Below are 15,264 nucleotides of genomic sequence, written 5' to 3'. Positions count from 1 at the left end.
CACCGCTCGCCCACTCCTCGCGTTGGCCGGTTCCACTAGCGACTACTGCGTGCGGAGCACCATGATGCCCGGAGTCGTGCGCACGTATTCGGCGAAGGGTGAGTCGACCACCTTGTTGTTGGCGGCGAGTGAGGATGCGTTGCGGAAGACCGGGCCGCTCGGTGTCATGACGAAGATGCCGACGTGGGTGACATCGAGTCCCGGCTGGTCGGCGTACGCGCCGATGTAGTCACCGGTGCGCAGTCCACCGATGACACCCTCGTCAACAGCAGCGCTGGGTATGTAGGTGATATCGCGATCGACCACCGGCAGGCCCGGAAGATACACTCCGCCACCGGCTTTCGCGTTGAGACGTTTTGCGACGGTCACCGCGGCCGGACTCAGCGTGTCGGTGATATCGGTGGCGGCGATGCGCGCGGTATGCGACCAATCGCTGAAGAAGTGCTTGCGCTGCCGGAACTCGACGCGACTGTCGGTGTAGCGGGTCGCGATCAGATTCGCCACGAACTGGTCGCCGTCGTTGGACCTGCTGAGGGCTTCGACATAGTCGAGATAGGTGAAGCAATCCACCCGCCGCAGATCGATGACCAACTGTTCGGGTTGGTCGGCCGCGCCGATGAGCATATCCGCGCCATACGGCGTCCCGAGCAGGTGCGCCGATAGCCGTTCGATCAGCTCGCCCTTGCTCGCACCCGCCGAGGCAGCCCGCACTGCCAGCAACTCATCGATCTTCGCGGCAGTGGCGTCATCGGTGGCCGGTGCGCCGAATGCGGCGGGCACGGTCGGCATCGCAATGCCGACGAGCGCCGAGATGATGAGCAGTACGCGGGCGATGCTGCGCACAAGGCCTCCAGCGGGATGAACGGTCGTTGCTGCCACGGTAGTCCGAGCCCGGCGGTCTTCGGTTCCCGAACTCGAAAACGGCAGGGCTGCTGCATGATCCAGCGAGGACGCTGTCATGAGCCCTGGATTCCGAGTCGAACAGTTTGGACACGGGATGATCACGAAGTTGCTGTTTCGTTATCTTAACAAAGCCTTTGTCAACGGATATCGCCTGCTCGCGCGTGATTCCACCGGACTTACAGATGCAAGCGCGCTGCGAGGGCTCGTAGGCGGCGCCCTCGGCGCGACGATTCCCGGCAAGTGTGGCAGGCTCACTACCGAGGCCGGGGTGCAGAGGTTTCGACTCGCACAACGGTCGGCGTAACCACGGGAGACCCCAGCTACGGCTGGGGTCTTCGTGTGTCTGTGGCATGTCTGCCCTCGAAACGACGCTCATTAATGTTGATTCCGCACCGATGTGAGCTCAGTAACCATATTCTGTTAAGCGTCAGTTACCGACGTAAAAGTTCGTTACGGCCGACCTGTTGCATTTGGCGCTGAGGAACCTCCGTGTAACGATTCTTTCAATCGCGAACGAACAAATCATCCCGAAGTGTTCACGCACGGCAGATACGGTCTCCATCGTCGCACCGGATATGTCGCCTTCGGTGTGTTCGCATGCGGGTGGAATCGCCGATTGTGGCTGTCTTGTGCATGTCTGCGCAAAAAATGAGGAATGGTGCACGTGAGTGAGTTCTGGAGTCCGAGTTCGTCGGTAGCGTTGGTCAGCGTCGGCATCTCACTGTATGGAGTCATCGCATATCTGGTCGGAATTCTGGACAGCGGCACGCGACCGCGGATGGCATCCTGGGTGGCCTGGTGTACTGCCAATACCGTATTCGCGGTGGTCGCATATCTGGCGGGCGCATACCTCGCCGCCGGTATCAATGCGGCGTCGGCGAGTATGAATGCCGCGGTTATCGCCCTCGGTCTACGCCGTGGCGTGAGTCTGCGACCCGCGGACAATATAGATTGGGCCTGTTTGCTCTCCTCTATCGCATGTGTGCTGGTCACGGTGGAAATTTCGGAGAAGACCTTCGGTGCGTCGGTGGCCATCTGCGCCAACCTGGTAGCCACAATTCCGACGCTGCGGCACGCCTGGTCGAAGCCTCAGGAAGAGACCTGGCAAATGTTCGCCGCGAATGCCTTCGCGGGGGCGCTCGGCGTGCTGGGAGTGCTGCTGGCGAGCGGATATCAATTCGCCACGGTCGCGGGTCCGCTCATTACTACGTTCGGCAATGTTGCCCTCATGTCGCTCACTGTCGGCCGTGGTCGAATCGTCGAAGCAGCAGCCGTGCCCGTGAGAGTGGGTTAGCCGAGATGCGATCGATAATCTCCAATATCAGCGACTGTTTCAGCGATCCCGGTGAGTTGACGCCGGGCCAGGCGCGGCGTGCAATGGCAATCCATAATATTTGTTCGCCGAGTTGCCGTATCCTGCAGCAGGCCAAACTGACTATCTATGGCGCATTGGTAACCGCGGAGGAATTGGCTCCACAATATTCGGCAGTCGAGTTGATCGGATACGGTGAAGTGTCCACCGGATATCTACACTGAGTCCTCCAGCAATAATCCGGTTTCCGGGTCGTACCAGCGGCATGCCCGCGCCGGCAGGTGCAGGTTCAGCGCATCGCCCTGGTCGGCCCGGAAGCTGGGCCGCGTCTGAATCTTGACGGTCTGTCCGCTGACATCGGTGGTCAACAGGGTGGACGAGCCGAGCGGCTCCAGCACCTGGAGTTCGGCACGTATCGAATCGGCGCCTGCTTCGTCGCCGAGGACGATGGCCTCGGGCCGGATGCCGAGGTTGAGCTTCTTACCGTTGAACGATGCGAGCTCGGCGGGTACCGGCAGCGCCTGCCCGCCGAGATCGATATGCGGTCCGGCCTCGCCTATGTCGACGATCCCGGTGAGGAAGTTCATCGGCGGACTGCCGAGGAAGCCGCCGACGAATTCGGTCGCTGGACCGTCGTACACCGCTGTCGGCGAACCACATTGGACGATCACCCCGTCGCGCATCACCGCGACGCGATCGCCGAGGGATAGCGCCTCGACTTGGTCGTGGGTGACATAGATCGTGGTGGTGCCGAGCTCGCCGACCAATTTCTTCAGCTCGGCGCGAAACGAAAGGCGCAGTAGTGCATCGAGATTGGACAGCGGCTCGTCCATGAGCAGCACATCGGCATCCATGACGATCGCGCGCGCCACCGCGACACGCTGGCGTTGGCCACCGGACAACTTCGCCGGATACCGATCCAGGTACGGCGTGAGCTGCAGCAGATCCGCGGCCCATGTGACCTTGCGTCGGATCTCCTCGGTGGGCACACCGTGCACCCGCAGGCCGAAGCCGATATTGTCGGCGACCTTCTTATTGGGGAAGACGGCATAGGACTGGAACACCATCGACAGATTGCGCCGGCGTGGTTCGAGATAGGTGACATCCTTGCCGCCGATCACGATCTGCCCCGAATCGGGCAGTTCCAGCCCGGCGATCATGCGCAGCAGTGTCGTCTTACCGCAGCCGGACGGCCCGAGCAGCACCATGAATTCGCCGTCGATCACCTCGAGCGACACCTGGTCGGTGGCGCGCGTCGTGCCGCCGGGATAGGTCTTCACCAGGTCCCGCAGAATCACTTCGGCCATGTGCCATGCACCTCTGTCATCTCAGCGTCGTCCCCCACATATTCACCAGATAGCGCCGCATCACGAAGATGAAGACCAGCGCCGGAATGATCAGTGCGAACCCGCCCGCGAACCGGTACGGCGTCGATGCCTCACCGAGTGTGGTGAGCACCTGCGCGGGCAGCGTGCGATGCCCGAGCGTCACGATGGTCGCGCCGAGGATTTCGTTCCACGACAGCACGAACGTGAAGATCGACGATGCCGCGAGCCCGGGAAGTGCCAGCGGCACGACGACTTTGCGCGCGGCCTGCCAGCGTGTGCAGCCGAAGACGCGCGCCGCCTCTTCGAGATCGGCCGGCACCGCGACGAAAATACTTGCCGTAATGAGCACGGTGGTCGGCAGCGCGAGTGTGGTGTGTAGGAGTGTCACGGCGAAGACGGTGTCGTACACGTCCAGCCGCAGGAACATCGTCGCCAGCGGCACCGAGAGCACCACGATCGGCAGCGCCCGCACGAACAGAATGAATATCTGGTAGGTGTCCTTGCCGCGGAAGACATTGCGGGCCAGCGCATATCCGGCGGGTGCTCCGATGACCAGCGACCAGAACACCGTGTAGAGCCCGACGAGTACCGAGTTGCCCAGTGCCGGAACGGTTCCGGTGGCACGGAAGAACGACTGCAGCGTCTCGGTGGAGAATTCGCTTGGCAGCAATGGTTTCGGGAACTCGTTCAGCGCCTCGCGCGAGGACACCGCGGCGAGTCCGATCAGCACGATCGGCAGCGCCATGAACAGCGTCACCGCGATGCACGCCACCTGCACTCCGATGGCCCGCCATCGGCGTCGGCGCAGCGGTGCGCGATCGATCGGCGGCAGCACCCTGGCCTGGCTCATCGCGACCCCTCCGGCGCCCTGACCGTCCGCAGATAGAACACGGCGGTACTGAGTGAGATGGCCAGCACCACAAGCGAAACCGCGCTCGCCACCGCCGGATTCTGCAGATTCGAGTACCACTCGTAGGTCTCGCCGACCAGTAGCGGGAAGTCGCGCCCGGTGAGAGCCTGTGCAACGGCGAAGGCCTGCAGCGCGAGGATGGTGCGCAGGATAAGTGCGACCTGCAGACTCGGCCCGAGCTGCGGCAGCGTCACATGCCGCAGCCGCTGCCAGAAGTTCGCGCCGAACACCTGCGCCGCTTCGTCGTAATCCCGTGGGATCAGCTGCACGCCCGCCACCACGATGACGAACACCAGCGAAGTCGCCCGCCAGATCTCGGCGATCACCACCGCGAGCAGCATGGTGCCGGTGTGCTGATAGTTCAACCACGGCACACCGTCCTCGGACAGCCCGAGCCAGACCAGCAGTGAGTTCAGGTATCCGCGATTGCCGAAGATCGACAACCACACCAGTCCGGCGGCCAATTCGGAGATCGCCAGTGGTACACACCACAGGTAGAAGTGACCGCTCGCGAACCGCGGCCGCGCCTGCATCAGCAGCGCCATACCGACCGCGAGCACCAGCTGGATCGGCACCACGATCACGATCAACAACAGCGTATTGCGCAGCGAGGTAAGGAAATACGGGTCACCGAACAAGCGCCGCCAGTGCGCGAGCGTGAAGCCGTGATCGTCGCTGAACGCGTCGAAGACCGCTCGCACCAGCGGCCAACCGAACAGCGCGGCCAGCAGCACGATCGAGGGCAGCAGCAGAATCCATGGCGAACCGAGACGAGCACGCACAGCTACCCCACCCCGCAGACGTCGGCGACGGGATCGGGTGCCCAGCACGGCACCTTCAGCTCGTCGAGAATCCCCTGCAACACCCGGGCCTGCTGGTCGAGGGTGGCCCGAATATCGGCTCCATCCAACACAATCGAGCGGAAGCTGTCCTTGAACACCTTGCTCACTTCGCCCTCGCGCTGACCGAGACCGACCGGCGGCAGCGACAGGATCGCGCCAGGTGCCTGCTGCTGCCGGTGCACGGCATCGGCCTCGAGCTCGACCGCCGGGGGCAGATCGCCCGGGATGGCGGTGTCGACCGAAGGGAAAAAGCCATTGGAGCGCAGCAGTTCGATCTGGGTTTCCGGCTTGGTCAGCGCGCTGATGGTGCGCTGCGCCAGTTCCGGATCGGTGCTGCCCTTGGGAATTGCGAGCCCGGCGACAACGGCCATATAGCCGAGGCCGTGTTTGCCACGCGGTGCGGGCAGCATGCGCCAGTGCTGCGGGTCATGCTCGGGCGCGTGCACCAGGCGCACAACGTGATCCCAAGCCATGCGCACTTCGCCGCTGGCCAGCGGTTCCTGCATGAAGTCGTAATTCGTACTCGACTGTGCACAGTTGGCCCACAGTTCGCGGAAGTATTGCCAGGCCGTCACGGCCTCAGCCGAACGGAAGGTGGTGATCTGACCGCCTGTGAACGAGGGCAGCAGATAACCCTGGGTGAACCGATGCAACAATCCTTTCGGCCCGGCGGGCAGGCCGAGCATCGGTCGGTTGCCATTGGCGCGGCGTGCGGCGATCGCCCAGTCGAGGAATTGGTCATAGGTCAGTGCGGTGGCGTTCGCGCCCGATGGCAGGTGTTGTAGCGCGTCGGCGTGCGCGGCGAGGACGTAACTGGCTGTGGCCCAGGGGATATACCACGTACGGTCGGTACTGGCCCGTGCTAGCTGTAGGTAGGCGGCGGGCCAGCCGCGGTTGCCGAGGTCGACGAGCAGACCGGTGAGATCCTCGAGGTAGCCGTTGGCCAGCGGCGCGATATCGCCGTGCAACCCGCCGAGCAGACCGACCTGCGTCGAGCCCGCCCCGACCTGGCTGCGCACCTGACTCGCGAACGGACTTTCCTCGATGGTCACATAGCTGACGCCCGGTGCCGTCTTGCCGAGCAGGTTACGGAACCGCTCGGCCTCGTCGGCTGGGCGGAATTGCGTGGAGAGAAAGAGCATGCCGCCACTTCCCGTGGTGGCGAAGCCAGTACACGCGGCGGTGAGCGCGAGGGTGCCGATACCCGTCGCGCCGAGAAACGACCGGCGCGTCAGGCCGGACGTGGGCATGTGTGGCTCCCGAGGCAGGAATGGACCTTGGCGAGCCGACACTGATCCATCATGCCCAGATACAAACAGATGTGCGCACACAGCCGAACGCGCAACTTCCCGTGACTGAGAACAAAACCCGAGTTGTCTTGCGGCACAAATAAAAAGGAAGGCATCCCTTTCAAAAAAGTTATGAAGATCTTTGGATAACGAATTCTTTACGCACTGCCCCGCCCGGTCGCCGAGACCCCTATGCTCGGGGCTTTCACGAGTGATCGACGTTGCGATAGAAGAAGAAACGGGTAGCCCTATGACCGCCAGGACCGACCTAGAACACGAACTACGCGGGCCGCTGGCGGCAACCGGCATGATCACCGAACAGGAGGCTGCCGAACTGCTCGAGATGTTCCGCGCGGCCAAGCAACTCGAGACGGCGGCGCTCATCGAGGCTGTCGACGAGATGGTCGGCGCGCTGCCCCGGCCGTTCCGGGCGGTGACGAAGAAGATCATGTTCGGGAGCCGGCTCGGCTGATGAGTGATCTGGTAACCGGGGCCCAGATCGTCCTGCTGTCACGGACTTTGCATGCGCCAGTGGAGCGACTCGCGCATCTGGAGCGGTTGGGCAGTGAGAACCTGCATGAACTCCAGGAACGGCTGGCAGGACTGATCTTCGACCAGCACAACGAGACGTTCGAGCGGATCAGCAAACTGGTGCCGATCATTCCGCTGCGCATCTCGATGCCGCTGGTGCAGCGCCTCGTTCCGCCGATGATGACAGGTCGGGCCGCCGGCGCGGTGGGTGTCGATCATCCGAAGAAGGCGGCCGAGACGGTGGCCATGCTCGCGCCCGCGTATGTGGCCGACTGCGCCCCGTATATGGATCCGCGCACCGTCGGGCAGCTCGCCGAGGTTGCGCCACCGGAACCCATCGTGCGGATTCTCAACGAAATGTTGGCCCGCAAGGACTACATCACCGCAGGGCCGTTCCTCGACGCCTTCGCCACACCGACTCTGTGCGCGGCCTTCGAACAGGGCGTACTCGATGACGAGGGCCTGATCTTCTCCGCCGCTTATGCCTATTCCGTCACAGGTGTGAGCGCCATCTTTCGTCAACTGCTAGCCGGGCCGCGGCAGCGGATTCCGCGGATGGTGCACACCGTACTCATCGGGTCGACGGGATTGCAGTTGGCCGCGCTGTCGACGTTCGCGCGCTGTGAGGCCGATCTGTCCGCGTCAATCGGTGATGTTCTGCTCAGCGTCGGGTCCACCGAAATGATCGGCAATCTGGTCGCGACTTATCTCCGGGCCGGTGCGGCACCGGAGCTGTTGACCTTCATCGGACGGCTGAGTAAGTGGGCCCTGGGCGCCCTGGCCGCGAATCCGATCATCGCGAACGACGCGGCGCTGGCCGGGCTTGTCGGCAGCCTGGAGGGCCGCATCGAATCCGACCTGTGGCGCGGACTCTTCAGCCTGATGGCACACGTCGACGCCGGGATCCAGCGCCGGATGATAGCCCTGCTCGCGCAGATGAACGATGCGATGGTGTCCGCACTGCCCGGCATCGCCACCGACGCGCACGACTGGCCGCTGCTGCTGGACCTGATCGCCGCCGCCGACCCGCCGGTGCGCGGCCGCTTCGAAGCGATGTGGTCCAACCTGCCGCCGGAGCGCCGCATCGATCTGGAGCACCGCATCAGGGAACTCGGCCTCAACATCCGCCTGGCGCCGGTGACCACCACGACGCTCTCGGTGGACGAGGTGTTCTACCGCCGCCGCCAGATGCGCCGCCGCTACGACGCCGCGCCGAGTTGGGACTGAACGCTCACCGCTTGGCGTAGTCGGCGACACCCTGCCAGTCGAGCATGACGCACGGTTCATCGCCCACGACCCAGGCGTCGTGTCCTGGTGCGACGATCATGAAGTCGCCGGGACCGTATTCCTGTTGTTCGCCGTCGTTCATGGCGACCATCAGTCGCCCCGAGAGGCAGTAACCCATATGGGCCGCTTCGCAACTGTCGGTCTGGGCGATCGGCTTGACGTGCTGCGACCACCGCCAACCGGGTTCGAAAACCGCCCGACCGACCGGGCCGCCGTCGAGATTGACCAGGTCGAGTTTGCCCTTGCCATCCTCGAACAAGCGGGTCTCTTCGGGCTTGTCGAAACTCTTTTGCACCAGTCCGGACATGATGGTTCTCCTCGTATCGTTGCCCCGACCCATAAAATGTGATGCCAATCACATCTTAGCCGCCGCGCTAGCTGCAAGATAGCTCGCGCTGAGGCGCTCTGACAGCCCGTCGGGGCCGGTCGGATCAGAGATCGACGAAATCCGCTGTCTATCCGACCGATCCGGTCGGGGTATTCCGGCGTTCGATTCGAGCACATCGCCCCTCACGCGACCTTTCGAAAACACCTGGAAGGTAAGACAAAATGACCGAGTTCGTGACATTCGAGGAGGGCCGCATCGCTGCGATGTCGACGGCCACTCCCTGTCCGGTGGCACGGCGACCATTGTCGCGGCCGATGCACCCGAATTGGTCAGTGCCATCGTCGAGATCAACCCGTTCACCAAGCGGTTCGGATGCAGACGATTTCAGCTTCCGGGAAAGCCGGGCGGCAGCGGCTGGTAATCCGCCTTGAACTTCGGGCCCGGCGGCAGGCCGCGCAGCACCGCGCTGGTCCATGCCACTGCGGGCGGCCAGCCGGTGACGGCATTGACGATGTGCTCGGGGACGGGAACGGTGTAGAAGCGCAGATCCGCGCCACGCTCCCAATAGCTTTGGACGGTCGGCAGCACGACCGACGGTGGAATCAGTTCATCCCACAGGCCGTGCCACCACAGGATCGGTGTATCCGGGAGGTATTTGCCCAAGCTGTTGTCCTGCAGGACCCGAAGGATCTCGAGGGACGATTCCAGCGACTTGCCGGGCTGGTAGTAGGCGCTGATGGGCCGGTAGACACCGGTGAGCGCAATGGTTGCGTAGCAACGACTTTGGATATCCTTGATGATCTGCTGCCCCTCGGTGGTCAGCAGATCGGCGGGGTCGAAGACGTCCGGATACTCCCGGGCCAGGCTGGCGAAGCCGAGCCACATGGTGAAGTTACTCGTGCCGGTGAGCCCGGGTTCGGCTCGGGTCGCGTACCGAGCCTGCGCCACCAGGTCGCCGGGTGTGCCGCCGATGGTGGTGCCGAGCAGCCGCACATCGGGTGCGTAGCTCGCCCGCAGCTCGGCCGCGCGAATGGAACCCGAACCGCCGCCGGAATATCCGTACAGCGCGATACCGGAGTCGGTGAGTCCGAGAGCCGGATCGTTCTTCAGCGCACGCAGGCTGTCGAGGACCATCTTGCCCTCGGCATAGGTGTTGAAGGTATTGAACTTTCCGTCGAAGTCCGGCACGTTGATCGCGAAACCCTATGCCAGCCAATAGATCACCAGTGCCGACTCCTTCATGGTGCCGGTCTGCATGGTGTGTGAGGGATTGCAGGCCGAATCGGTGGAATCGATCGCCTCCTGGAAGGACAGCACCGGCCGAGGGCTGCCCTGCCACGGAATGCCCGGCACCACAACGGTTGTCGCGGTGACGATCGGATTGTCGTGTACATCGTTCGAGCGGAACAGCAGCTGCTCGGTGTACACCGGGAACGGGATGCCGAGCACCCGCGTCTGCACTTCGCGGCTGCGCACGATCTGGCCCGGCTGATACGACGCGAGATCCGCGGGATCGTCGTACCACGGGTCCTGATCCGGCGACGGTATCGGCAACAGATCATAGATCTGCGGCTCGGTCGGCAACTGCGGCAGCTGATTCTGATCCGGCGGGAAATTCGGCGGGAATGCCGGCTCGGCGGCCGCCACCCCGACACCGCTCATCGCCAGGCCCGCCGCCACCGTCAGACCTGCCGCTACCGCGATTACCGCGAGCCGCCGTCGAGACCGCTTCACCACATCCTCCGAATCTCCATTGATCCGCCAGCCGATCATGGGTTCGACTTGCTGGATTCAGCTCACCGCAATTGGCGGCGCGGGGCTATTAGCATGATGCAGAGGCTCGAGCTCGGTCTTTGTGCAGCTGCACGAACCCGGTCGGCCGGGAGTCTCGGCGATGATCGGGGCCGACAGGGTACCCATTGAAGCTTCAAATGAAACGCATTGAATGTGCCGCTAAATAACGGTACATTCTTCCGCGACATGACTTCCCGCACTGGAAGGCCGAGTCGTGATCGCAGTTCGGGGACCAGTTGAGTTATCGGCGCTCGCAGATGCGCTACATGCCGAGGATGTCGGTTATCGCAGATCGCTTCGCGCGCGCCAAGTGCAGATGATCGCGATCGGCGGGGTGATCGGCACCGGGCTATTTCTCGGCGCCGGCGGGCGACTCGCCAGCGCCGGACCGGGATTGTTCCTGGTATATGCCGTATGCGGGGTATTCGTCTTCTTCATCTTGCGCGCGCTCGGCGAATTGGTGCTGCATCGGCCCTCCGCCGGATCGTTCGTCTCCTATGCGCGCGAGTTCTATGGCGAGAAGCTGGCTTTCGCGGTCGGGTGGACCTACTTCTTCCACTGGTGCATGACCGGGATCGTCGATATCACCGCCATCGCCACCTATGTGCACTATTGGGGCGCGTTCGAGGTCGTCCCGCAGTGGGTGATCGCGCTCGTCGCGCTGATCGCGGTGGTGAGTACCAATCTGATCTCGGTGCGCTGGTTCGGCGAACTGGAGTTCTGGGTCGCGCTGATCAAAGTCGTTGCGCTGGTCGGCTTTCTGATCGTCGGCACCATTTTCCTGGCTGGCCGCTTCACAATTCAGGGTGCACAGACCGGTGTCGGGGTGATCAGCCAGCACGGCGGCTTGTTCCCGACCGGTGTGCTGCCACTGGTCACGGTGACTACCGGTGTCGTATTCGCCTATGCCGCAGTTGAACTGGTTGGCATCGCGGCCGGTGAGGCGGAACGTCCGGAGACGATCATGCCGCGGTCGATCAACTCGGTCATCGCCCGCATCGGACTGTTCTACGTCGGCTCACTGATACTTCTCGGATTGCTCTTGCCCTATACCTTCTTTCGGGCCGGCGAAAGTCCGTTCGTTACGTTTTTCGCGAAAATTGGCGTGCCAGCGGCCGGTTCGATCATGAATCTGATCGTGCTCACCGCTGCCTTCTCCAGTCTCAACGCCGGGTTGTACTCGACAGGCAGGATTCTGCGTTCGATGTCGATGAACGGCAGCGCTCCCGGCGTGGCGTCGCGCATGTCGCAGTCGGGCGTACCCTACGTCGGCATCCTCGCGACCGGCGCGATCGCTCTGGTCGGGGTCGGACTGGATGCGGTGGTGCCGGACAAGGCCTTCGAGATCGTGCTGAACGTATCGGCGCTCGGCACCATTGTGTCGTGGACCGCGGTCGTGCTCTGTCATCTGCGACTCTGGCGCGAGTGGCGGCGCGGTTTGGCTTGGCGTCCGGCCTCGCGCCTACCCGGCGCGCCCTACACCGATGTGGCGACTCTGTTTTTCCTGGCCACCATCGTAATCCTGATGATCTCCAGCGGCGATATCGTCCAGCGCATCGCCGTGCTCGCCATGCTCGTGATCATGGCTCCGGCGCTGATCGGGGGCTGGTTCCTGGCTCGCCGAAGAGTATTGCGAATTGCCCTTATCCGCCAACACCACACCGGCCAATTTCCGGTGGTTGCCGAGCGTCCGCCCCTCGGCCCGTCCGCCGAACCCGAAGTGATCATCGAGGACCCGAAGTCCCGGTTCACCAACCCGGATCCACTCTAGGGTCTGTATACATCGGGAGATCCGATGATTTTCGCGACCATACGTACTCGCGGTCACAGCGATGGGCGGGCAACCGCCGCGATTCCTCGATACGGCCACCGGTCCGTGCGATGACAGACCGGATAGATTTGGTCGCCATTTCTGGAAAAGTCTGGGCTGCAGCTCATTTCGTGGCCTCGGTATGCTAGATCCAGCAGGGCCATAGGCACCGCTACAGCGGCAGCTGCTGATGACGAGGTAGCGGCCAGCGCGAATTTTCCGCGACCGGGCGGGGCGAACAAACGGTGAACAGCCGCAGTCGCGGTGAAAACGAAAACCCTACGGGCTCACGCAGTTTCGCTGTGCGCTGTTCACTGATCCGAGGGGGGTCGTTCACGGTGCGTGGTTAGCGTCGAGTGGTCGCTTCCGGAGACTGTTGAGCAGCTCCGAGGGTTTGTCCGCTTCGATGCTCGTCTGGCCATGCCGTGCCTGCGATTCGGGTGCGCGGAAACGAATCAGGTTGTAGTAGTGAACAACTGGAGATCGGATTACTGGGATCCGGATCGATGGCGGTTGCCCGCGGTACTGCGGCGGTGTCGTAGGTGGATCCGTGCGACGCGGCGGTGTCGCTGGACGGTCGGTGTCCTGCTCACTGTCTTCGTTCTGGTCGTCTTCCCCGGTCTGCTCGGTGCGACGGCCTCGGCAACGGCCGAAAGCGGCACCCGCACCGCGGGGTCGTCGGTGGGCAGTGCGCTCGGCTGGACTCACGTCGCGGATTCCTCGGGCGTCGAGGCCGCCAGTTATGTCTTCGCCACCGACCACGGCGGCGTGCTGAGTCCGGGAAACACCGCTATATCCCTGGTGATCGGCTTGGAGTTCGCGGGCTGGAAAATCATTGTGATCACCGCGATCTGGCTGATCGGCTACGCCTCGAGTTTCGAGTGGCTGAACCTCTTCTCGAAAGCACTGCTCGGTGTGGCGCACAGCCTGACCGGACAGATCGCGACGCCGATCATGCTGGTGACCGCCGCGACGATCGGCGCATTCTTCGTCGCGTGGTTCGTCGTGCGCGGCCTCTACTCCAAAGCCACCCTGCAAGTGGTGACCATGCTCATGGTCGGATTGCTGGGACCGATATTCCTCGCCGAGCCGTTGGCCGATGTGCTGTCGTCGGACGGATTGCTCGCTAAAGGCCGCGATCTGGGCATTTCGGTCGCGGCCGGGTTGAACGGCGATAACAATGTCGATCCGCACCACATGGTGGCGACCATGCAGGGCACGCTGACCGACAACTTCGCCCGTCGTCCCCTGCAAGTCTGGAACTTCGGGCATGTAGTCGACGAACAGGCCTCGTGCCGGGCCGCATGGTCGGCAGGTGTCGCAGCGCGCAGCGAAGAACGGGTGAAAACGGGGATCAGCGCCTGCGGGGACAGCTCGGCGAAGGAATCGATGGAGAACCCGAATTTCGAGCAGATCGGCACCGGCCTATTGCTGCTGCTGGCCGGGGCGATCCTGCTCGCCTTCGGGGCCGTGCTGGCGATAAAGGTGATCCGCGCGGCACTCGACACGATCTACCACGGCTTGATGTCGATATTCGGTTTCGCCGCAGGTGGATTCGTGTACGGACCTACCCAGACGTTCCTGATCCGCAATGTCGTCGACAGCTTCGTCGCCGCGGCGCGCATGACCGTCTACACCATCTTTCTCGGCGTTTATGTGCTGATCCTCGGGGACCTGTTCAAGCTCGCCGGTGATCAGGTCATGGTGGTGTTCATCATCGGCGCGATCTTCGAAATCGTGGCGATCCTTCAGCTCAAACGCCTCAGTAAGAGTCTGGACCACGGCAACGAATGGATCGCGAATCGGTTCGCACTGGCCGTGCAGGGCAGCGGGGGCGGCGCACGCGGTTCGGGCGGCGGCGCGACCGCACTGGGTATGGGAGCGGCCGGAGCGGCGCATTCCATGCGTATGGGCATGCTGCCTGCGCTCGCCGCCTTCAGTACAGTCAGTAATTCGCCTGCGACCGAATGGCTGTGGGGTCGCACCCGTTCACCGTTGCGGCCGTTCTCCCGCATGGAGCGTCAGGCGCAAATAGGCCAATGGGGATTCTGGGGTGCACCAGGTGTGGGTGGCCCCGAGGGCTCCTATGCCCAGGCCTACGTGCACCGGCCCGTATTCGCGCGGGCTGCCCGCGAGGCCGCGCTCGCCGCGCCTAATGGCGGCATCAATACCGTTCGCGGTGCGGCCGCGGCGTTGCAGGGGCTGGTGGATATCGGCGGGAAGATCACCGATGCACCGGCGGCCTTGCTCGCCGCCGGATTCACCGACCAGGACATCATGTTCAACGCCATTCGCTCGTGGTCGATCGTCGATGACAACTCCAAGGGCTGGACGCTCGGCAATAACCATCTCGGGCGCGTGGTGGCGGCAGTCCAACGTGTCCAGGACTCGTCGCTTCGACTCATCGACGGTGGCAGTTCTCCCGGCGAAGTCGCCGCGGATCTCGCCACTTTGCAGGCCGCCGCATTCCGGTATCGGCGTTCGGCGCCCGCAGGCGTCACCCTCACCACGGACGAGGAGCAATTCGTCACCGCATACCTGGGCACACCTACCGAGGATGTGGCCCGGGCTCTGCAAACAGTCGCCGGTGGCGGCACCGCCACGTCGGGACCATTGGCCGGTGGTCCATTCGCGAGTGACGCCCTCGCCGCAAGGCGGATGTTGGGCGAGATCGGAAGCCGACAGGCGGAGCTGGTCTTGACCAGCGTCAACGACGTATTGCGTAATCCGGCGGATCAAGAGATGCTCCGCGTGGCTCGCGGCCACATCTCCGATACGGTTCTCACCGACCAGGCGTTGAGCGGGGCCAAACGAACAGCGACGAACACACCGACGCCGCCGAGGCAAGGCAATTCGCCGCGGCCCGGCTGGGCCCCGCCGATGGCCGGGGTCGGCGCTCGGCTGAATTGAGATCACCGACGCTGCTCAGC

At 63.4% G+C, this 15,264-nt stretch carries 13 protein-coding genes; 5 read left to right on the top strand and 8 right to left on the bottom strand.

Going from position 1 to position 15,264, the window contains the following annotated elements; translation table 11 throughout:
- Window positions 1–42: 42 nt before the first annotated feature.
- Entirely contained in the window at window positions 43–843 is an 801-nt protein-coding gene (locus ACIBG0_RS23135; RefSeq protein WP_397035034.1) for a DUF1460 domain-containing protein, read from the bottom strand.
- A gap of 724 nt (window positions 844–1,567) precedes the next feature.
- Here ACIBG0_RS23135 and ACIBG0_RS23130 point away from each other — a divergent pair.
- Window positions 1,568–2,197 carry a hypothetical protein gene (locus ACIBG0_RS23130; protein ID WP_397035033.1) on the top strand — a complete coding sequence of 210 codons (630 nt, stop codon included), beginning with the start codon at window positions 1,568–1,570 and terminating at the stop codon, window positions 2,195–2,197.
- Window positions 2,198–2,430: 233 nt separating this feature from the next.
- Here the strand turns inward: ACIBG0_RS23130 and ACIBG0_RS23125 are convergent, their stop codons facing one another.
- Genes ACIBG0_RS23125 through ACIBG0_RS23110 form a run of 4 tightly spaced genes read right to left on the bottom strand, consistent with a single transcriptional unit; the run spans window position 2,431 to window position 6,545 of the window.
- Window positions 2,431–3,522 (bottom strand): ABC transporter ATP-binding protein, encoded by a 1,092-nt coding sequence (locus ACIBG0_RS23125; protein WP_397035032.1) that lies wholly within the window; start codon window positions 3,520–3,522, stop codon window positions 2,431–2,433.
- A 16-nt stretch (window positions 3,523–3,538) separates the two neighbouring features.
- The gene (locus tag ACIBG0_RS23120) at window positions 3,539–4,393 is read right to left on the bottom strand and encodes a carbohydrate ABC transporter permease (protein WP_397035031.1); all 855 of its coding nucleotides are present in this window, start codon (window positions 4,391–4,393) and stop codon (window positions 3,539–3,541) included.
- Window positions 4,390–5,235 (bottom strand): carbohydrate ABC transporter permease, encoded by an 846-nt coding sequence (locus ACIBG0_RS23115; protein ID WP_397035030.1) that lies wholly within the window; start codon window positions 5,233–5,235, stop codon window positions 4,390–4,392. The genes ACIBG0_RS23120 and ACIBG0_RS23115 overlap by 4 nt, the downstream gene beginning before the upstream one ends.
- Window positions 5,236–5,237: 2 nt before the next feature.
- The gene (locus tag ACIBG0_RS23110; RefSeq protein ID WP_397035029.1) at window positions 5,238–6,545 is read right to left on the bottom strand and encodes an ABC transporter substrate-binding protein; all 1,308 of its coding nucleotides are present in this window, start codon (window positions 6,543–6,545) and stop codon (window positions 5,238–5,240) included.
- Between the two features lie 289 nt (window positions 6,546–6,834).
- Between ACIBG0_RS23110 and ACIBG0_RS23105 the strand changes: the two genes are divergently transcribed.
- Both ACIBG0_RS23105 and ACIBG0_RS23100 read left to right on the top strand, forming a co-directional pair.
- Window positions 6,835–7,056 carry a hypothetical protein gene (locus tag ACIBG0_RS23105; protein ID WP_397035028.1) on the top strand — a complete coding sequence of 74 codons (222 nt, stop codon included), beginning with the start codon at window positions 6,835–6,837 and terminating at the stop codon, window positions 7,054–7,056.
- Window positions 7,056–8,342, top strand: coding sequence for a hypothetical protein (locus ACIBG0_RS23100; RefSeq protein ID WP_397035027.1), 1,287 nt, complete (start codon window positions 7,056–7,058; stop codon window positions 8,340–8,342). The genes ACIBG0_RS23105 and ACIBG0_RS23100 overlap by 1 nt, the downstream gene beginning before the upstream one ends.
- Before the next feature lie 4 nt (window positions 8,343–8,346).
- Here ACIBG0_RS23100 and ACIBG0_RS23095 read toward each other — a convergent pair whose 3' ends face one another.
- The 3 genes from ACIBG0_RS23095 to ACIBG0_RS23085 all read right to left on the bottom strand — a co-directional run bounded on the left by ACIBG0_RS23095 (window position 8,347) and on the right by ACIBG0_RS23085 (window position 10,464).
- Window positions 8,347–8,709, bottom strand: coding sequence for a cupin domain-containing protein (locus ACIBG0_RS23095; RefSeq protein ID WP_397035026.1), 363 nt, complete (start codon window positions 8,707–8,709; stop codon window positions 8,347–8,349).
- Window positions 8,710–9,114: 405 nt separating this feature from the next.
- On the bottom strand, window positions 9,115–9,924 hold the full coding sequence (locus tag ACIBG0_RS23090) for a lipase family protein (RefSeq protein ID WP_397035214.1): 810 nt from the start codon (window positions 9,922–9,924) through the stop codon (window positions 9,115–9,117).
- A 9-nt stretch (window positions 9,925–9,933) separates the two neighbouring features.
- Entirely contained in the window at window positions 9,934–10,464 is a 531-nt protein-coding gene (locus ACIBG0_RS23085; RefSeq protein ID WP_397035025.1) for a hypothetical protein, read from the bottom strand.
- A gap of 274 nt (window positions 10,465–10,738) precedes the next feature.
- On the opposite strand from ACIBG0_RS23085, the gene ACIBG0_RS23080 reads away from it, so the two are divergent.
- Window positions 10,739–12,295, top strand: coding sequence for an amino acid permease (locus ACIBG0_RS23080; protein WP_397035024.1), 1,557 nt, complete (start codon window positions 10,739–10,741; stop codon window positions 12,293–12,295).
- 507 nt (window positions 12,296–12,802) lie between these two features.
- Entirely contained in the window at window positions 12,803–15,244 is a 2,442-nt protein-coding gene (locus ACIBG0_RS23075) for a hypothetical protein (RefSeq protein WP_397035023.1), read from the top strand.
- The last annotated feature ends 20 nt before the right edge of the window (window positions 15,245–15,264 follow it).

The organism is Nocardia sp. NPDC050630 (assembly GCF_044457245.1).
Classification (GTDB): Bacteria; Actinomycetota; Actinomycetes; order Mycobacteriales; family Mycobacteriaceae; genus Nocardia.
Note: the sequence above shows the minus strand (reverse complement) of the source record. Positions and strands in the feature narration are given on the sequence as shown.